The 19,308-nt window shown below is 66.4% G+C and carries 15 protein-coding genes; 6 read left to right on the top strand and 9 right to left on the bottom strand.

The window, feature by feature from the left end; all coding sequences use genetic code 11:
* Window positions 1–33: 33 nt before the first annotated feature.
* Window positions 34–309, top strand: a complete 276-nt coding sequence (locus tag ACW179_RS14545) for a hypothetical protein (RefSeq protein ID WP_492060191.1) — start codon at window positions 34–36, stop codon at window positions 307–309.
* A gap of 41 nt (window positions 310–350) precedes the next feature.
* Here ACW179_RS14545 and ACW179_RS14540 read toward each other — a convergent pair whose 3' ends face one another.
* Together ACW179_RS14540 and rnd are read right to left on the bottom strand one after the other, a co-directional pair.
* Complete coding sequence (locus tag ACW179_RS14540) at window positions 351–1,931, bottom strand: ATP-binding protein (RefSeq protein WP_492060190.1); 1,581 nt, start codon at window positions 1,929–1,931, stop codon at window positions 351–353.
* 211 nt (window positions 1,932–2,142) lie between these two features.
* Window positions 2,143–3,315, bottom strand: a complete 1,173-nt coding sequence (gene rnd / locus ACW179_RS14535; protein WP_492060189.1) for a ribonuclease D — start codon at window positions 3,313–3,315, stop codon at window positions 2,143–2,145.
* A 113-nt stretch (window positions 3,316–3,428) separates the two neighbouring features.
* Between rnd and purM the strand changes: the two genes are divergently transcribed.
* A complete protein-coding gene (purM, locus tag ACW179_RS14530) occupies window positions 3,429–4,454 on the top strand; it encodes a phosphoribosylformylglycinamidine cyclo-ligase (RefSeq protein ID WP_492060188.1) in 1,026 nt (341 codons plus the stop codon).
* Window positions 4,455–5,039 carry a phosphoribosylglycinamide formyltransferase gene (gene purN / locus ACW179_RS14525; RefSeq protein ID WP_492060187.1) on the top strand — a complete coding sequence of 195 codons (585 nt, stop codon included), beginning with the start codon at window positions 4,455–4,457 and terminating at the stop codon, window positions 5,037–5,039.
* Here the strand turns inward: purN and ACW179_RS14520 are convergent.
* Window positions 5,031–5,675, bottom strand: a complete 645-nt coding sequence (locus tag ACW179_RS14520; RefSeq protein ID WP_492060186.1) for a YoaK family protein — start codon at window positions 5,673–5,675, stop codon at window positions 5,031–5,033. The two genes, purN and ACW179_RS14520, sit on opposite strands and share 9 nt — an antisense overlap.
* Window positions 5,676–5,801: 126 nt before the next feature.
* Between ACW179_RS14520 and ACW179_RS14515 the strand changes: the two genes are divergently transcribed.
* The gene (locus ACW179_RS14515) at window positions 5,802–6,440 is read left to right on the top strand and encodes a DedA family protein (protein ID WP_492060185.1); all 639 of its coding nucleotides are present in this window, start codon (window positions 5,802–5,804) and stop codon (window positions 6,438–6,440) included.
* 28 nt (window positions 6,441–6,468) lie between these two features.
* On the opposite strand, the gene ACW179_RS14510 is transcribed toward ACW179_RS14515, so the two are convergent.
* Both ACW179_RS14510 and ndk read right to left on the bottom strand, forming a co-directional pair.
* A complete protein-coding gene (locus ACW179_RS14510; RefSeq protein ID WP_492060184.1) occupies window positions 6,469–7,551 on the bottom strand; it encodes a sensor histidine kinase in 1,083 nt (360 codons plus the stop codon).
* Between the two features lie 144 nt (window positions 7,552–7,695).
* Window positions 7,696–8,115, bottom strand: a complete 420-nt coding sequence (gene ndk, locus ACW179_RS14505) for a nucleoside-diphosphate kinase (RefSeq protein WP_492060183.1) — start codon at window positions 8,113–8,115, stop codon at window positions 7,696–7,698.
* A gap of 96 nt (window positions 8,116–8,211) precedes the next feature.
* On the opposite strand from ndk, the gene ACW179_RS14500 reads away from it, so the two are divergent.
* Window positions 8,212–10,086, top strand: coding sequence for an ABC-F family ATP-binding cassette domain-containing protein (locus ACW179_RS14500; protein WP_492060182.1), 1,875 nt, complete (start codon window positions 8,212–8,214; stop codon window positions 10,084–10,086).
* 94 nt (window positions 10,087–10,180) lie between these two features.
* Here ACW179_RS14500 and ACW179_RS14495 read toward each other — a convergent pair whose 3' ends face one another.
* The 4 genes from ACW179_RS14495 to ACW179_RS14480 form a co-directional block, all read right to left on the bottom strand.
* The gene (locus ACW179_RS14495) at window positions 10,181–12,628 is read right to left on the bottom strand and encodes an MASE1 domain-containing protein (protein WP_492060181.1); all 2,448 of its coding nucleotides are present in this window, start codon (window positions 12,626–12,628) and stop codon (window positions 10,181–10,183) included.
* Window positions 12,629–12,749: 121 nt separating this feature from the next.
* Entirely contained in the window at window positions 12,750–16,214 is a 3,465-nt protein-coding gene (mfd, locus tag ACW179_RS14490; protein WP_492060180.1) for a transcription-repair coupling factor, read from the bottom strand.
* Between the two features lie 9 nt (window positions 16,215–16,223).
* Complete coding sequence (locus ACW179_RS14485; protein ID WP_492060179.1) at window positions 16,224–16,517, bottom strand: FAD assembly factor SdhE; 294 nt, start codon at window positions 16,515–16,517, stop codon at window positions 16,224–16,226.
* A gap of 45 nt (window positions 16,518–16,562) precedes the next feature.
* Window positions 16,563–17,213 (bottom strand): lysozyme inhibitor LprI family protein, encoded by a 651-nt coding sequence (locus ACW179_RS14480; RefSeq protein WP_492060178.1) that lies wholly within the window; start codon window positions 17,211–17,213, stop codon window positions 16,563–16,565.
* A gap of 194 nt (window positions 17,214–17,407) precedes the next feature.
* On the opposite strand from ACW179_RS14480, the gene ACW179_RS14475 reads away from it, so the two are divergent.
* Window positions 17,408–19,207 carry a DEAD/DEAH box helicase gene (locus ACW179_RS14475; protein WP_492060177.1) on the top strand — a complete coding sequence of 600 codons (1,800 nt, stop codon included), beginning with the start codon at window positions 17,408–17,410 and terminating at the stop codon, window positions 19,205–19,207.
* The last annotated feature ends 101 nt before the right edge of the window (window positions 19,208–19,308 follow it).

The following is a 19,308-nucleotide window of genomic DNA, read 5'->3' as shown; positions in this document are numbered from 1 at the left end:
TACTGTGCCTGGAAACACATGAGGAGGTCAGTGATGCTGAAGCGTAAAGTGGACTACCTCGACGCCATTGCGCCGGCTGCGGAGAAGGCCCCGGAAAAGGCGCAGACACACCTTCGCCTGGTCAATGACGACGACGCCCCGGTGGAAAGCGCCGCGCGGGGACTCCAGCACGACATCGCCCGCGTTTTCGCCCAGGAGAACACCTGGTCAGTCCGCCGAACAGTCGCCATCGGCGTCGCCTTCCATATCGGGGTGTTCTGCGCCCTTGGCCTGGCCGCCAGCGGCGCGATCAGCCAATTGCCCCACTAGATCGAACCGGCCCCTTCCCTCGGCGAGGGAAGGGCTATCGCCTATCTGCCGCTGAACAGCGCCTCAAAGAGACGGCCCGCATTCACGGGTTTTTCCACCCAGCCCGACATTCCAGCCGCAAGACAGGCCTGGATGTCGCTGGCGCTCACGTCGCCCGTGACGGCGATTACCCGCGTGGACGCGTTCAATCCGCCGCTGCGCAGTCGCCGGGTCGCCTCCAGGCCATCCACACCCGGCATACGCACATCCATGAGGATCGCGTCGAACAGCTGCCTGTCCGCCGCGTCGAGCGCCGTTTGGGCATCCTCAGCCGTCTCGACCCGCGCGCCCATCGCCTCAAGCAGACTGCGCAGGGTTCGCCGGTTGATGTCATGGTCATCGACCACCAGAATGAGCGGTGCATCGGCCACGCTCTGCAGCCGGGAAACGTCGGCGGTTTCTGACGGCGGCGCTGCGCCGGTGCGGGCCGGCAGCACCAGGGTAAACCGAGCGCCACCGCCCGGATCGCTGGCGGCCGAGAGATCACCGCCCATCAGCCGGGCCAGATCGCGGCTGATCGCCAGACCAAGGCCGGTGCCCCCGAAACTCCGGGCCGTTTCGGCACCTTGCTGGTCATAGGCTTTGAACAGCTTGTCGGCCTGGGTCGGGTCCAGGCCGCGTCCAGTGTCGATGATGTCCATCACGACTTCACGCCCGTCTGGGCCCTCGCGCATCGCCAGCGACAGCGTCACCCCGCCGTGATCGGTGAACTTGATCGCGTTGGACAGCAGGTTGTTGAGGATCTGGCGCAGCCGCATCGGGTCGCCCCGCACCCACTGTGGCAGGGCGCGGGCGCCCTTCACGTCCAGCCGGATACCCTTGGCCCGCGTCTCGCCCCGCCATAGCAGCACGGTGTCGCGCACCACCAGGCGCAGATCATAGTCGACGCATTCCACGCCCATCCGCCCGGCCTCGATCTTGGAATAGTCCAGCAGATCGTTGAGCAGGGTCTTCATCAGCGCGCCGGCGTCAGCGATCAGGCTGGCTGCGCCGCGATCAGCGCCGGTCTGGCGCTCCAGCGCGGCCGCCCCGTTGAGCAGGGCGTTTATCGGTGTGCGCAGCTCGTGACTGACCATGGCCACGAAGGCCGACTTGGCCGCCGTCTGGGCTTCGGCCGCCAGCCGGGCCGAGCGCTCGGCCTCCATGGCGCGTCGCGACCAGTTGAACACCATGACCAGCACCAGGGTCAGCAGGCCAACCCCGATCAGATAGTAGGGCGTGACGGGATCGTCCTGGGACCCGCCCACCAGCGGCAGGATGAACATATAGACCAGATGCGGCGCTACGGCGGAGATGAAGGCGGTAAAGCAACCTTCCGCGCCCATCAGGGCCGTAAAGATGGAGCCGGAGATCAGCAAGACCGCCGCCGCTGCCGAGGCGGGTGTACCCAGTTGCCAGAGCGGAATGGCCACCCAGCCAAACACGGTGGCCATGGCCAGATCAGTGACGAGGTTGAATCCGACCGTGCGCGCGGGATTCTGATGGGTCAGGAAACGCTTGAGCGCCTGATGCTCGGCCAGTTGCACGACCAGATAGGCCGCCGACCAGACCAGCAGGAACTGGTAGCCCGGTCGCCAGGCCATGGCAGCGCAAAGCACCAGTATGACGAAAATGCGGAGCGGAATCTGATGGCGACGGGAAATCGCGGCTGGCCGATAGGCGACCGCCAGACTATCCCAGAATAGAGCCACCGACGCCCTCCAAGCGAACCCGGCGCCTTTATGGGGCTGAAATCGCCCGCGCCATCCGTCAGGCGTGCGCTATCGCACGCCTGAGGCGACTTTAACAGCAAAGCTATTCGGTTGGCTTGGGCGCGCGACGCACTTCGACAACGCGTACCTTGGCGCCGTCCAGCACCAGGGCCAGCTCGCCGCGCTTGATCTTCAGGGCGTCGGCCCCGAAGGCGTCGCGACGCCAGCCGACGAGTGCCGGCGTGCTGGCATTGTCGTCAGCGGCGATCTTTTCAAGATCGGACACCGTGGCGATCAGCTTGGACGCCACGCCGGCTTCTTCGGCGCGGGCCTTCAGCAGCACTTTCAGAAGTTCGACCACAGCGCCGGCCGAGGCGGGCGGCGGCGGGCCGGGCTTGTCCAGGACGGGGGCATAGCCCTCCGGGTCAGCCAGGGCCGCCTTGATGGCCGCCAGCAGGTCGGGGCCGAACTTGCTGCCACCAAAGCCCTTGGGCACGCCGCGCAGGGTATTGAGCCCGTCCAGCGAGGTCGGGGCCTGGGTGGCCAGTTCGTCGATCGCCTCGTCTTTCAGGATCCGGCCGCGCGGCTGGTCGCGCTGCTGGGCGGTGCGCTCGCGCCAGGCGGCGACGGACTTGAACACCGCAAGATACTTCTGGGCCGTCTTGCGAGGACGCAGGCGACGCCAGGCCTTTTCGGGATCGACGTCATAGGCGGCCGGATCACACAGCGCCTTCATCTCTTCCTCCACCCAGGCCAGGCGGCCGGCGGACTCGAGACGGTCACGCAGAGTCGGGAAAAGTGAGGCCAGGTGGGTGACGTCAGCCAGGGCGTAGGTCAGCTGGGCTTCCGACAGCGGGCGGCGGGCCCAGTCGGTGAAGCGGCTGGACTTGTCCAGCTCGATCTTCAGCATTTGGCGCACCAGGGCGTCGTAGGCGATCTGTTCGCCAAAGCCTGCGGCCATGCCGGCCACCTGGGTGTCGAACAACGGTGTGGGCATGGCGCCCAGATTGTTGAAGATTTCAACGTCCTGGCGGGCGGCGTGGAAAACCTTCAACACGCTCTGGTCGCGCATCAGGTCCAGCAGCGGGCCAAGGTCGATGCCATCCGCCAACGGATCGATGACCGCCTCGATATTGGGGGCGCCCACCTGGATCAGGCAGAGCTTTGGCCAGTACGTCGTCTCGCGCATGAACTCAGTGTCCACGGCGACGAAGGGCTGACCCTGCAACGCATTACAAAACGCCGCCAGCTCGGCGGTAGTGGTGATCGGCTTCATCGGCTGCTAATAGCCTCGCGCACCCCCGAGTCTGCAAGCGTCAAGCAGGCCCGGGCCGTATTTTTCCGCGCGTCGAGGCGTTCCACGCGCTTCCCGCAGACCCGAGCGAACCAATGAGCGATCAGCAAGGCGGCCTTACCTATGCCCAGTCGGGCGTAGACATTGATGCGGGCAATGCCCTGGTCGAGGCGATCAAGCCCCTGGCCAAGGCGACCCGCCGGCCTGGTGCCGACGGCAGCCTCGGCGGCTTCGGGGCCCTGTTCGACCTGAAGGCGGCCGGCTACGACGATCCGCTGCTGGTTTCCACCACCGACGGCGTCGGCACCAAGCTGCGCATCGCCATCGATGCCGGGATGCACGCCACGGTCGGGATCGACCTGGTGGCCATGTGCGTCAACGACCTGCTGGCCCAGGGCGCAGAACCCCTGCTGTTCCTTGACTATTTCGCCACCGGCAAGCTGGACATCGAGACGGCCAAGAGCGTCGTCACCGGCATTGCCGAGGGCTGCAAGCTGGCCGGCGCGGCCCTGGTGGGCGGTGAAACGGCCGAAATGCCGGGCATGTACAGCGACGGCGAATACGATCTGGCCGGCTTCTCGGTCGGCGCGGTCGAGCGTGACGGCGTCCTGCCCAAGCTGGACCGCCAGAGGGCCGGCGACATGATCATCGGCATCGGCTCCTCGGGTCCGCACTCCAACGGCTACAGCTTGGTGCGTCGCGTGGTCGAGCGTTCGGGCCTGGCCTGGGACGCCCCCTGCCCGTTTGAGGCCGGCAAGACCCTGGCGCAGGCCCTGATGGCTCCGACCCGCATCTATGTGAAGTCGATCCTGCCCCTGTTGCAGTCGGGCCGCGTCAAGGGCGGTGCCCACATCACCGGCGGTGGCCTGATCGAAAATCCGCCGCGCTGCATCGCCAAGGGCCTGGTGCCCGAGTTCGACTGGAACGCCTGGCCCCTGCCCCCCGTGTTCGCCTGGCTGCAGGACGTGGGCGGCATTTCCGACCACGAACTGCGCCGCACCTTCAACTGCGGCGTCGGCTTCATCCTGGTGGTGGCCGCCTCGGACGCCGAGCCGGTGCTGGCCGCTCTGCTGAACGCGGGTGAAGATGCCTTCATCTGCGGCCAGTTGGTCGCCGGCTAAATGACCTCTAAGACCAAGGTCGCCGTCCTGATCTCGGGCCGGGGCTCCAATATGGACGCCCTGGTCCGCGCGGCCCAGGCCGATGACTGCCCGTTCGAGATCAGCCTGGTGCTGGCCAACAAGCCGGACGCCGGCGGTCTGGCCACGGCAGCCGAGGCCGGGATCGAAGCCCTCTGCGTCGACCAGAAGGCGTTCGGGAAGGACCGCGACGCCCACGAGCGTGCCATCGACGCGGCCCTGCGCGCGCGCGAGATCCAGGTCATCGCCCTGGCCGGCTATATGCGCATCCTGACGCCCTTCCTGGTGGACGCCTGGGCCGGCCGGATGCTGAACATCCACCCCTCGCTGCTGCCGAAATTCCCCGGCCTCGACACCCACGCCCGCGCCCTTGCGGCCGGCGAGGCCGAGGCCGGCTGCACGGTGCATCTGGTGACAGCCGGGGTCGACGAAGGCCCGATCCTGGGTCAGGCCCCCGTGCCGATCCTGCCGGGCGACGACGAACACGCCCTGGCCCTGCGCGTTCTGGAGCAGGAGCATCGGCTCTATGCGGCCACACTGGCCGATTTCGTCAGGACGCTAAACTAGCCGTCGCTCTTGGACAAAGCGCGCCAAGGTCAGCACGGCCACGACCGCCGCCGCGCCCCACAGCGCCAGCACGCCCAGCCTCAGATAGGCCAGGGCCCCCAGCGCGCCGCCCACGGTCAGCCCCGCCCACAGCAGCACGTAAGGTCCCCAGGCCCAGCGGTCGCCGCCGGTCAGGGCCGCGGCGATGCGGTGCCCCGCCTTGACCAGGGCTCCTGTCATATAGGTCAGCCCCACCCCGACATCGCCGTTGCGGTGAAAGACGGAATTCTCAGCCCCCATCGCCAGCACCATGGCCGCAACGCCCGCACCGTCGAAGCCGGCCATGATCAGCAGGGCCGCGCTAGCGAGCAAAAGCGCCTCCAGCGCCAGCACCACCGAACGCCGATCCTCGCCGGCCCGACGGGCGACCAGGGCCCCCAGCACCACGCCCGCAACGAACAGGGCGATCAGACCAAAGGCCGTCAGCGCCGCCGCGATGTGGCCCGTGGCCAGCCCCACGCCCAGCCGGGTCGAATTCCCGCTCATGAACGAGACGAAGAACCCGCCCAGCTTCAGGAAGCCAATGGCGTCGACATAGCCCGCCACGCCCGAAAGCACGGCCGCCAGAGCGATGTCGTGTCGTGCATAGTCTTTCAAGTCCGCTCCTTGCGCCCGGCGACACACCCACCCAAGTGGGTACAGAGGTGGGGCCGATTGTCGCGCACCTTCTGGTAACCACGCACGATCAGAGTGTTGTCACTTTTCCAGAGCATGATGGGGACTATGGAATCGCTCCTGCCCCAAATCACCGAAATGATCGCCCAGAACAGCCTCTGGGCGGGCCTGGTCCTGTTCGCCCTGACGCTGCTGGAGGCGCTGCTGCTGGTCGGCCTGCTGATCCCGATCGTCGCGGTGATGGTCATGGCGGGGGCCCTGATCGCCCAGGGCGTGCTGAACCCTGCCGAGGCCATACTGTGGTGCAGCGCCGGCGCCATCGTGGGGGACGCGATCTCCTACATGCTGGGCCGCGGCCTGGGCGCGCGTCGACTGGCCCGAGGCCTGCTGGCCGGCCACCGCCGTCTGTTCGCCCGCGCCCGCCTGATGTCGCGTCGTCATGGCGTCATCGCCATTGCGGCCGCGCGCTTCATGGGACCGGTGCGGCCTTTCATTCCGATCGTCGCGGGCATGTCGCGCGCACGCCCGTGGGCGTTCCAGGCCGCCAGCGCCGCGACCGCGCCGCTGTGGGTGATCTCGATGCTGGCACCCGGCTATCTGGCGGCGCGCAACCTGCACATTTTCCAGACCGATCCAGCCACCGGCGCTGCCCTGGCGATCGGTGCCGTAATCCTGGCCATCGCGGCTTATGTCGCCTGGAAGCGCTTTGGACCCGGCTCGGCACGACCAGCGCGCCTGGCGGTTTAGGCAGCCCGGGCAATAACCTGGCCCGGCATCAGGACAACGCGTCTGCGCGGGCAAAGATGATCGTCACGCGCATACCGCCGCCAGGCTCTGCACCGACCTCAACCTTGGCATTGGCATTCTGCCGCAGCGACTGAACGATCATATTGCTGAGCTTGCCGGGCCGGGGCCAGACATGGCCCGGATCAAGGCCGACACCGTTGTCGGAAACTACCACCCGACAGCCTTCATCATCGACCAGGCTGTGCAGGGTTATCGTCCCGCCATCTCGGCCTTTGAACGCATGCTTGAGGGCGTTGGTGAGCAGCTCGTTGACTACCAGGCCCGTCGGCATCGCCACATTGATCGAGACCGGCCAGGTATCGACCTGCAAATTGAGATGGATGCCCTCTATCGCATGGGCCCGCATGACGGCCGATGCGATCTCGCTCAGATAGACGCCCAGGTCGATGGTCTCCGCCTGCCCTTCCTCAGAGAGTGAGCGATAGAGCAGCCCCAGCGCCTCCACCCGGCCGGCCAGGCGGCTGAATCGCTCATCCTTGGCGTCCTCGGGCACATTACGCGCCTCGATGCGGATCAGGGCAGTGACCATCTGTAGATTATTGGCGACCCGGTGCTGCAATTCGCGGAGCAGGACGTCCTTGTCCAGCATCCGCTGTTCGAACTCGCCGTGATCGGCATCACGGCTGGTCGCGCCGACCAGAGCGAGCATCCGGAACACCGGCTGCGCAGCGTGGTCCTGAATGATGTTGGACCAAGCATCCACAGCCTCGCTACCCTGGCTGTGTGCAAAGGAAAACACACCGATATAGTCCTGGCTTCCGACGACGGCCTCGCTGAGCGCGCCGTCATCGGCGCCGTTTGCCGAGTGGCCGAGCAAGGCGTCCCAGGCCTTGCCCTCCAGATCGGCACCGGAGTGACCACTCAGTCGCTCGAATTCGATATTGGCATAGACGATACGTTCGACCGGGTGCAGTTCGGAAACGGCGATGGCGATGGGAACCTGGTCGAGGAACTGTCGAAAGCCGTCGCTCTCCAAGACGCCGGCAAGATCGCGCGTCTTGAGCAGCTGATCTATTTGCTCACCGTTTTCGGTCACGTTGTCCGTATCCATTTTGCCCCCGGCGTTGCCGGGGCTTAAGATGGCACTGCATACGCCAAATGAGACCGATATGGCATAAGAAAAGCGGCGTGGCCCAGGACCACGCCGCTTCTCAAGCTCTACTAGGACCGGCAAGACTTGCCGGCACAAAGGTCTTTAACCGACGATGTCTTCATCCTTGAAGAACTGGGCGATCTCGATCGCGGCGTTCTCCAGGCTGTCCGAACCGTGAACCGAATTTTCGCCGATCGACAGGGCGAACAGCTTGCGGATGGTGCCCTCGTCAGCGGCGGCCGGGTTGGTGGCGCCCATGACTTCGCGATACTTGGCCACGGCGCCTTCGGCTTCCAGGACCTGCACGACGACCGGCTCGGCGATCATCTGGCCGACCAGTTCGCCGTAGAACGGACGCTCGGCGTGGACTTCGTAGAAGGTCTTGGCCTGGGCTTCAGTCAGTTGAATACGGCGCTGGGCGACGATGCGCAGGCCAGCGGCCTCGATCACCGCATTGATGGCGCCGGTCAGGTTGCGACGCGTGGCGTCCGGCTTGATGATCGAGAAGGTGCGTTCGGTCACGAAGATATCTCACACATAAAGTTGTGAATTGGGAGGTTGCGGGCTTATAGCCGGGCGCTCCCTCCCCGCCAACCCGCCGCGTACCTTCAAAATCAAATGCTTCAGATCAAAGACCTGACCTTCAACGCCTGGGGTCGGAAATTCTTCGACCGCGCCAGCGTCAGCTTGCCGCCCGGCGCCAAGGTCGGCCTGATCGGTCGCAATGGGGTGGGCAAGTCCACGCTGTTCAAGCTGGTCCTGGGCCAACTTCACGCCGGCGACGACGAGATCAGCCTGCCCAAGGCCGCGCGCATCGGTTCGGTGGACCAGGAGCACCCCGCCACGCCCGTATCCCTGCTCGACACGGTGCTGGAAGCCGACGAGGAGCGCCACAGCCTGCTGACCCGCCTGGAGACCGCTGAGCCCGAGGAGATGGGCGAGATCTGGTCCCGCCTGATCGAGATCGACGCCGATGCCGCGCCGGCCAAGGCGTCGGAAATCCTGTCGGGCCTGGGCTTCTCGCAGGACGACCTGCAACGCCCGATGGCCGAGTTCTCGGGCGGCTGGCGAATGCGCGTGGCCCTGGCTGCGGCGCTGTTCTCCGAACCCGATATGCTGCTGCTGGACGAACCGACCAACTATCTCGACCTGGAAGGCGCCCTGTGGCTTGAGGCCCGCCTGCAAAAGTATCCACACACCGCCCTGATCGTCAGCCACGACCGCGAACTGCTCAACAACAGCTGTACCCACATGCTGCACCTGGCCGGCGGCAAGCTGGAGCTCTACACCGGCGGCTACGACGACTTTGAAAAGCGCCGCGCCGAGAAGGCCCGCCTGCAACTGTCGGCCAAGGCCAAGCAGGACGCCGAGCGCGCCCACCTGCAATCCTTCGTCGACCGCTTCAAGGCCAAGGCCTCCAAGGCCGCACAGGCCCAGTCGCGCATGAAGCGCCTGGCCAAGATGGAGCCCGTCTCCACCACCATCGAAGAGCGCGTCGCGCCCTTCACCCTGCCCTCACCGCCGCGCCCCCTGCCGCCACCGCTGATCCGGCTGGAGCGGGCCAATGTGGGCTATGAGGAAGGCCGCTCGATCCTCAAGAACCTCAACCTGCGCATGGACCTGGACGACCGCATCGGTCTGCTGGGCGTCAACGGCGCGGGCAAGTCGACCTTCGCCAAGATGATCGCCGGCGCGCTGGGCGTTCAGACGGGCGAATTCCATCGCGATCGCAAGATGCGGGTCGGCTGGTTCCACCAGCACCAGATCGAGGCCATGGACCCCGTCGACACGCCGCTGGAGATCATCCGCCGGGCCATGCCGGACGCCTCGGAATCCTCGCGCCGCTCCAAGCTGGCCCAGTTCGGGCTCGGGTTCGAAAAGCAGGAAACCACCGTCGCCAACCTGTCCGGCGGCGAGCGGGCCCGCCTGCTGCTGAACATGGTGGCGATGGACGCGCCGCACATGCTGATCCTCGATGAGCCGACCAACCACCTGGACATCGACAGCCGCCGGGCCCTGCTGGACGCCCTCAACGACTATGAGGGGGCGGTGATCCTGATCACCCACGACCGCTCGCTGATGGAGCTGGTCGCCGACCGCCTGTGGCTGGCCGCCGACGGCACCGTGAAACCCTTCGACGGCGATATGGACGACTATGCCAAGTTCGTACTGGACCGGGCCAAACAGTCTGTGAAGCCCACCCAGGTGGCGCGGGAACCGGCCAAGGCCGCCGCGCCCGCCGCCGCAGCGCCGCGCAAGCAGGTCGCCATCGAGCCCCTGAAGCGCAAGATCGAGGCTGCTGAGCAGGTCGTCACCCGCACCACCCGCCAGGTGGCCGAGCTCGACGCTCAATTGGCCGATCCGCAACTCTACAAGAACCCGACCAAGCTGGCCGAACTGACCAAGCGTCGCGAGGCCGCCCAGACCAAGCTGGACGACGCCGAAGGCGCGTGGATGGGCCTGGCTGAGGAACTGGCGGCGGCCGAGGCCTGACGGGTAGGGCTATCACTCTGGATTTGAGCCGAAAACGGCTGTCCGGGATGACAACCTTTTGGGCAATCTTGGCTCTCGGGTCGTCGACCTGACGTCAGGCCGCCAGCGCTGCGGCGATGGTCCCCACCAGCGAGGCCACAGTCATCGGCTTGGGCACCGCCCCGTCGAACACGGCAGCGGTCGGCCCGGTGCGGACATCGGCCGAAAAGGCGATGATCGGCGCGCCGGCGCTGGGCCCATGGCCGGCCTTGATGCGCTCGGCCGCCTGGGTTCCGTCCAGGCCCGGCATACGCAGGTCCATCAGGATCACGTCGAACATGCCGGCCTCAGCCGCCAGGACCCCCTCCTCGCCATCAACCGCTTCGGAGACGTCTACCGAGAAAGCTTCCAGCACGGTGCGCACCAGTTCGCGATTGGCGGCATTGTCGTCGACCACCAGCACGCGACAGCCCGGCGGCAGGCTGGGCAAGGTCAGGGCGTCGTCCGGGGCGGGCTCGACCCTGGGCGGCGCGGGCAGGTTGAGGGCGAAGCGCGAGCCTTCGCCCAGACGGCTTTCGACTCCGATCTCTCCGCCCATGGCCTCGACCAGGCCCCGGGAGATGGCCAGGCCCAGGCCGGCCCCTCCATGCTGGCGCGTGATCGACGCGTCGATCTGCGAGAAACGGGCAAAAAGCAGTGTCACGTCCTCGGGCGAGATACCCTGCCCCGTATCGGTGACGCCGATATGCAGGCTCTGAATCGCCCCGTCATAACGGACATCCACCGCCACACCGCCTTGGTCGGTGAACTTGATCGCGTTTCCGACCAGATTGAGCAGCACCTGGCGAACCCGCTCGGGGTCAAGCATCACCTCTTCAGGCAGGGCCTCCAGGCCAAGGGCCGTGAGGGTCAGACCTTTTGACGCCGCCAGGCCCGAGAAGATGTCCAACACCTCGCCAACCAGGTCCGCCACCGAAACCGGGCGCAGCTTGATCTCCATCAGCCCGGCGTCGAGCTTGGAGAAGTCCAGGATGTCGTTGATTGTGGTCAGCAGCGAACGGCCGCCGTCGATAATCCGCCCCACATGCCGACGCGTGGCGTCGCTGAGTTCGGGTTGTCCCTCAACCAGGTTGGCGAAACCGATCACCGCCGTCAGCGGGGTGCGAAGTTCGTGGCTCATATTGGCCAGAAACTCGCCCTTGGCCGCTGCGGCGGCCTCGGCTCGCGCCTGGGCCTCACGCAGGTCCTGCTCCATGGCCTTGCGTTCAGTGACATCGCGCACGACGTCGGTAATGCCGATCTTGCGGCCCGTGACGGGGTCGCGGGCCAGGGTCGGGCGCGACTCGAGCCACACGATCTCCCCGTCCTTGCGGAAGGCCCGATAGTCGATGCGATCGGTCCGCGCCGGGCCGCCCTTGACCTGGTCGACGCTGAATTGGGTGACGCGATCCAAATCGTCGGGGTGGACCAGTTCGATCGCCCGATGGCCGATCATGTCTTCCGGACGATAGCCCAGCATGGCCAGCGAAGAGGGCGACATGTAGGTGACCTTGCCGGTCAGATCACTGTGGATGATCAGGTCCAGCGCGTTCTCGGTCAGCATGCGATAACCGGCCTCGCTTCGCGCCACCGCTTCGCTGGCTCGCGCCATGCGATCGAGGATGTAGCGACGCTGGCGCTGGAAGGCCGCGACCGGCAGGCTGACGAAAATCGACACCGCCAGGAACCCCTGCAGCACAATGGAGTGCTCGGTGGCACTGCCCTCGATCAGAACGACCGGCCCGGTGCCGGCCATGGTCGCCAGAATGGCGATGGCGGCCACGAGGGCCGCGCCGACGACCCCGCCCAGCACCTCCAGCCGCGAAGCGACCAGAAGCATCATCGGCGGCACAAGGAACAGCAGCGGGTAGCGGTTCTGGGTGAAGACCAGCAGGCTCACCACGATCAGGCCCAGCATGGACAACAGGCCATCGCGCGACAGGCCCTGCTCGGCCAGGTACATCCTGGCCTTGACGAGAACCAGCATGCAGGGGGTCAGGGTCAGGATGCCCAGGCTGTCGCCCAGCACCCAGACCCACATATTGACCCAGATATCGCCGCCACGCGCATAGGTATGGAAGAAAGACGCCAGTCCGCCCACCAGAAACGGGATGGCCAAGCCGGTCAGCGCCACGAACACAATCATGTGCCGGGGGCGACCAAGATCGATCTCACGCCCCACAACGCGCCGTGTCGCCCACGCGCAGAGCCAGATTTGAAGAATATTGGCCGGCGCCAGGACGAGATTTACCAGAAGAGCATCGCCGGCATGGACGCCCGCGACAAGGGCACCGACCAAGGCAGCGGCCAGCATCCAGGGCCAGCGGCGCGTATCCACCGACAACAGGCAGGCGACGACGAAACCGTTCGACAGCCAGATCGGCGTAACCTGATCGTGGGCCCGAGGAAGTTCGACACAGACATAGGCCAGAAGCGCGAACCCCAGGCCCGCCACGAGCGCGGCGGACACCGTCCGCGCGATGTCGTTATGCTTACCGGTCGCGAGCTGTGTCGTGTCGGCCATGGATACAAGCTGTCCGCCCGGGAATCGGACGGTTCAACTGTTATTTCACTTCATCGCCAGCGCTTCCAGCCGAACGTGCGTCTGCACCTTGCCGGCCTGCCCGGACAGCCCGCAGCGGGATTTAGGTCTTTGCCAATTTCGACAGCTGACTGAGGATCTTCTCGGCCGCATCCAGCCGCTGGGCCGGCGTGTCCCACTCGCCCTTGATCACCACCTTCTGGTCGGGACGCACCTTCCAGACGATGTTGTTCTTGGCCACGAACTGCACCAGGGCCAGCGGATTGGCGAAGGTGTCGTTGCGGAAGCTGGCCACCGCGCCCTTGGGGCCGACGTCGATCTTGGCGACATTGGCCTCGCGGCACAGGCCCTTGATGGCCACGACCTTGAGCAAGGAGTCGGTCTCGGGCGGCAGCGGGCCGAAGCGGTCGATCAGTTCGGCGGCCAGGGCTTCGCGGTCGGCGGACTTTTCGGCTTCCGACAGGCGGCGATACAGCGACAGGCGCACATTCAGGTCCGGCACATACTCGTCCGGGATCATCACGGCGGCGCCGGTGTTGATCTGCGGCGACCAGCCACGATCCTCCAGCAGGGCCTCGGCGCCCTGGCGCTGGCGCAGCTCGGCGACGGCGTCTTCCAGCATCTGCTGATACAGCTCGACGCCGATTTCCTTGATGTGGCCGCTCTGCTCGTCGCCCAGCAGATTGCCGCCGCCGCGCTGATCCAGGTCGTGGCTGGCCAACTGGAAGCCGGCCCCCAGGCTGTCCAGCGACTGCAGCACCTGCAAGCGCTTTTCGGCCGACAGGGTGATGGTCTTCTCGTTGGGCGTGGTCAGATAGGCATAGGCCCGGGCCTTGGAGCGCCCGACCCGGCCGCGGATCTGATACAGCTGCGCCAGGCCGAACATGTCAGCGCGGTGGACGATCAGCGTGTTGGCCGACGGAATATCCAGCCCACTTTCCACGATAGTGGTCGCAAGCAGCACGTCGTACTGGCCCTCGTAGAAGGCCGTCATCACGTCTTCCAGCTGGGTCGGAGCCATCTGGCCGTGGCCGACCACATACTTCACCTCGGGCACCTGGGTGCGGAGGAACTTCTCGATCTCCTCCAGGTCCTTGATGCGCGGCACCACGTAATAGGCCTGGCCGCCGCGATACTTCTCGCGCAGCAGGGCCTCGCGCAGGGTCACCGGGTCGAACGGGCTGATATAGGTGCGCACCGCCAGGCGATCGACCGGCGGCGTGGCGATGATCGACATCTCCCGAATGCCGCTAAGCGCCATCTGCAGGGTGCGCGGGATGGGCGTGGCGGTCAGGGTCAGCATGTGCACGTCGGCGCGAAGCTCTTTCAGCTTCTCCTTGTGCTTGACCCCGAAGTGCTGCTCCTCGTCGACGATGACCAAACCCAGGTCCTTGAACGAGACCTGCTTGGACAGAATGGCGTGGGTGCCGACCACGATCTCCAGCTGGCCATTGGCCAGGCCTTCGCGAGTCTCGGCGGCTTCCTTGCCGGTGACCAGGCGCGACAGGCGCGTCACCTTGACCGGCCAGCCCTGGAAGCGCTCCTTGAAGGTCTTGTAGTGCTGGCGGGCCAGCAGGGTGGTCGGGCAGACGATGGCCACCTGCTTGCCGCTCATCGCCACCACGAAGGCGGCGCGCAGGGCCACCTCGGTCTTGCCGAAGCCCACGTCGCCGCAGATCAGGCGGTCCATCGGCCTGCCCGAGCCCAGATCGCTGAGCACATCGGCGATGGCCGACAGCTGATCGTCGGTTTCCTCGTAGGGGAAGCGGGCGCAGAACTCGTCGAACACGCCTTGCGGCGCGTCGGTTTCTTCGACCGACTTCAGCTGGCGGGCGGCGGCGATCTGGATCAGGCCCTCGGCCATGACCCGCAGGCGCTCTTTCGCCTTGGCCTTGCGCCCCTGCCAGGCAGCCCCGCCCAGCTTGTCCAGCTGCACGTTCTCGCCGTCGGTCCCGTAGCGGGTCAAAAGGTCGATGTTCTCGACTGGCAGATAGAGCTTGGCCTCGCCGCCATATTGCAGGTCAAGGCAGTCGTGAGGCGCGCCCTGCACGTCCAGCGTCTTGAGCCCGGCATAGCGGCCGATGCCATGGTCGATATGGACCACCAGGTCGCCCGGCGTCAGGGCGCTGGCTTCGGCCAGGAAATTGGCGGCGCGGCGCTTCTTGCGCGGCCTCGCCAGGCGGTCGCCCAGGATGTCGGTCTCTGAAATGACCGCCAGGTTTTCGGTCTCAAAGCCGTTGTCCAGCGGCAGCACAGCGCGCTGCGGCGTCTTGGGATCGGCCGCCTTGGCGGCCTGCCAGTAGGCGGCATAGGGGATCTTGGTCAGGCCATGATCGGCCAGCATGGTCCCGAGACGCTCGGACGAGCCTTCCGACCACGAGGCGAACAGCACGCGCTTGCCGGCGGCGGCCAGGGCCTTGGCGTGGTCGCTGGTGGCCTCGAACAGGTTGACGCTGTCCTGGGCCCGTTCGGCGGCAAAGACCCGGCCGATCTTGGCACCCATATCGACCACATCCAGGCCCTGGGGCTGGAAGGGCGTGAACTGGCGATGGGGCCGGTCGCCCAGCGCCTGGTCCCACTCCGGGGCGGTCAGATACAGGGCCTTGGGGTCCAGCGGGCGATAGGCCGCCTTGCGGTCGGCGCTGGCGCGGGCGTCATAGGCGTCGGCGATCATCGCCAGCCGCTCGTCGCGGGCCTCGCTGGCCTGGTGATCCACGCCCACCAGCGCGCCGGCCGGCAGGTAGTCGAACAGAGTCGCCATGCGCTCGTAGAACAGCGGCAGCCAGTGCTCCAGCCCGGCGCGGCGCCCGCCTTCGCTGACGGTGTTGTAGAGCGCGTCGTCGCCCGGCGCCCCGAAGGTCGCCACATAGCCCCGGCGGAACCGCGAGATGCCGTCAGCGTCCAGCAGGGCCTCACTGACCGGCAGCAGATCGATTTCCTTCAGCTGCTTGGTCGAGCGCTGGGTTTCGGGATCAAAGGCGCGGATGCTCTCCAGCGTGTCGCCGAACAGGTCCAGCCGCACGGGCTCTTCGGCGGCCGAGGGATAGACGTCGATGACGCCGCCCCGGATCGCAAACTCGCCCTTTTCCGACACGGTGGAGGCGCGGGTATAGCCGTTGACGGCGAAATAGCGCTCCAGGTCCTTGATATCGACGCTGTTTCCGACCTTGGCCGAATAGCTGGCGCGCATCAGCACGCTCTTGTCGGGCACGCGTTGCAGCAGGGCCGGCGCGGCGATCACCAGCATGGCCGGCTTGGCAGTACCCAGACCGCGCGCCAGACGCGACAGAGTGGCCATGCGCTGGGCCGCAACCCCCGCCGAGGGGCCGACCCGGTCATAGGGCAGGCAGTCCCACGAGGGGAACAGCACGGCCTCGATCTCGGGCGCAAAGAACTTCAGGGCCTCGATGAAGGCGCTGGCGCGGGCGGTGTCGCGGGCGACGAAAGCGGTCAGCCCGCCGCGCGCACGGGCGATATCGGCCATCACCAGGGCGTCGAAGCCCTCAGGCGCGCCGGCCAGGGTCAGGCCGCCGGCGGCCTTGGCGATCTGCTTGGCGTCGTAGGCCATGAGACCCTCTTACGCGCCGTCGCCGATGGGGCGCACGGCATGGGCCTCGAACCGGAATTCGCGGATCATGGCCAACACGTCGGTCTCGAACTCGGCAGGCGTGGCCTCCTGACCGACGATCCAGGCATAGATCTCGCGATCAGGGTTCTCCAGCAGCGCTTCAAGCGTATCCAGCTGTTCCGGCGTCAGGTTCTGGGCACGGTTGTCCGCAAACGGCCCCAGGATGAGGTCCGCTTCCCGAAACCCGCGATGCCAGGCGCGGAACCGAAGCCGCCGAAGGCGGGAGTCGTGATCGATGGTCATGTGCGGGCGGATATAGAGTGCCCTGCTCCCGGACGCTAGCGATGCTCAGCGATAGATGCCGGTATAGCTGAGGCCGCCGCCGCACTCACATTCGCCAATTTGCGTGATCGTCCAAGATCCATTCTTTCGGATCTCGATGTCAAAACCGTGCCCTTCGGAACGCCGATAGCGCGTCTTGCCGTCCACCGTCTCGGCGACGAACATCTCTAGCCCCTCATAGAAACCCGGCACGTAACCGCTGCCCGGAGGCGATTCCGGGAGGGGCCCATTGTCGATCTCGAATTTGAAGAGGCGCCAGCCACCGCCCAAATCGCGGCTCCAGATCGTCGCACGCGGACCATGGCCAACACGGCGAAGTGCCTTTCCATGCGACAATGGGAAAGGTGTGCCTTGCGCCACTTCATCAAGACGGCCCTGGTAGCGATAGCGAACACATTGAGCGTCCCGGCACTTCTCGAGTTCAATCCGGAGATCGTCCTCGTCGCCGATTGTGCTCCACTCGTCGGCCTTGCGGCCATCGACGAAGGTCTTGAAGACGGCGCGCTCAAGTGCTGCGAGGGCGGGATCGGCGCAAACCCAATGCTCGACCTGTTTGGGTATCGCTCTCCCCGCCAGGTAGCGCCCCTCACAGGGCGTAACCTCGACGGCCGCAAAGGCTGCTGACCCGCCGGTGATCAGTGCCAGGACAAGCGTCACGAAGAACGTTCTTTTCACCGGACCAGGCACCTGGATCTCCACGACGTGGGCAAGAGTTAGCAAGGCCGCAACCCTGAGTTCAATTGACTTTCCACAGCTTACGCCTATTGATCCCAAACTTCGGAGCAGGTCAGGCGAATCCGCGCCACCCGTTCGCCCAAAACCGGGTGGCTCTGAATTTCAGCCAGAATGACATGACAGAATTTTCCGAACTCGGGCTGTCGCCCACGACCCTGCAAGCGGTCGCAGACACCGGCTATACGACGGCCACCCCCATTCAAGCCGCAGCGATCCCGGTCGCCCTGGCAGGACAGGACGTTCTGGGCATCGCCCAGACCGGCACCGGCAAGACCGCCGCCTTTACCCTCCCCCTGATCGACAAGCTGATGACCGGCCGCGCCAAGGCGCGCATGCCGCGCGCCCTGGTCATCGCGCCGACCCGCGAACTGGCCGACCAGGTCGCTTCCAGCTTCGAAAAGTACGCCAAGGGCACCAAGCTCTCCTGGGCGCTGCTGATCGGCGGCGTGTCGTTCGGCGACCAGGAAAAGAAGCTGGATCGCGGCGTCGACGTGCTGATCGCCACCCCCGGCCGCCTGCTCGACCATTTCGAGCGCGGCAAGCTGCTGATGACCGGCGTGCAGTTCCTGGTCGTCGACGAAGCCGACCGCATGCTGGACATGGGCTTCATTCCGGACATCGAGCGCATCTTCAAGATGACGCCGCCCAAGAAGCAGACGCTGTTCTTCTCGGCGACCATGCCGCCGGAAATCACCCGCCTGACCAAGCAGTTCCTCAAGGATCCCGTGCGGATCGAGGCGGCGCGCCCGGCGACGACCAACGAGAACATCACCCAGCTGCTGGTCAAGGTGCCCTCCTCCGATCCCAAGGCCAAGCGCCTGGCGCTGCGGGCCCTGATCGAGAAGGCCCAGATCGAGACCGGCATCGTGTTCTGCAACCGCAAGACCGAGGTCGATGTGGTCGCCAAGTCGCTGCGCTCGCATGGCTTCGACGCCGCCGCGATCCACGGTGACCTGGATCAGAGCCAGCGCATGAAGACCCTTGCGGCCTTCCGCGACGGCTCGCTGAAGATCCTGGTGGCCTCCGACGTCGCCGCGCGCGGTCTGGACATCCCGGCCGTCAGCCACGTCTTCAACTATGACGTCCCGCACCATGCCGACGACTATGTGCACCGTATCGGCCGCACCGGCCGCGCCGGGCGCTCGGGCATCACCTACATGCTGGTCACCCCGGCCGACGACAAGGGTTTCGACAAGGTCGTCAAGCTGATCGGCTCGACTCCGGACGAAGAAAAGCTCGAGCTCGACTACTCGCAGGCGGTCACCGTCCATCGCGATGGCGAGAAGAAGCGTGGCGGTCGCGGTGCGCCGCCCAGCCGTGATCGCGGCGGCGAGCGCGAGTCGGGCGAACGCTCGGCCCGTGGCGGCCGTGGATCGCGCGTCCGCGAGATCGAAGCCGAGGCTCCTGCGACGGATGCCGCAGCCGAAGTGGTGGCGGGCGAAGCTCCCGACGCTCCCGTGGAAGCCCGCGAGGAACGCGCTCCGCGTGGTCGTCGCGAACGCAAGCCGCGTGGCGACAAGGCCGAACGCGCCCCGCGTACCGAGGCCGCCGTGCCGGTCGAAACCGCAGACGCCGCGCCTGTCGCCGCCACGCCCCGCGAACGCAGCCGCCCCGAGCGCGAACCCCGCGCCGAACGCGAGCCGCGCGCCCAGCGCGAAGCGCGTCCCGAGCGTACAGAGCGCGAAGCGCGTCCCGAACGCGCAGAGCGTGAGGCCCGTCCTGAGCGCGAAGCCCGGCCAGAGCGGGATGCGCGCCCCGAGCGCGACACCCGTCCGGCCCAGCCCGTTCGTGGCGTCCAGCCCGTCCGGGGCCGCGAGGACGACGATGACCGTCGCGTGATCGGCTTCGGCTCCGACACCCCCGCCTTCCTTATGCGCGCCCCGCCCAAGCTGGCCAAGGCGCGGTCGGAAGACTAAGGCCCCGTGCCGGATCGCGCCTGTCGCGTTCCGGCTTCGATAGGCGAAAACCGACGACCTGCAGGCCAGCGTGGCCGCTTGGCCTGAGGGATTCTAAGGTC

Source organism: Caulobacter sp. AVps18 (assembly GCF_058681425.1).
The sequence above is the reverse complement of the archived record's forward strand: the minus strand, read 5'-3'. Positions and strand labels throughout refer to the sequence as shown.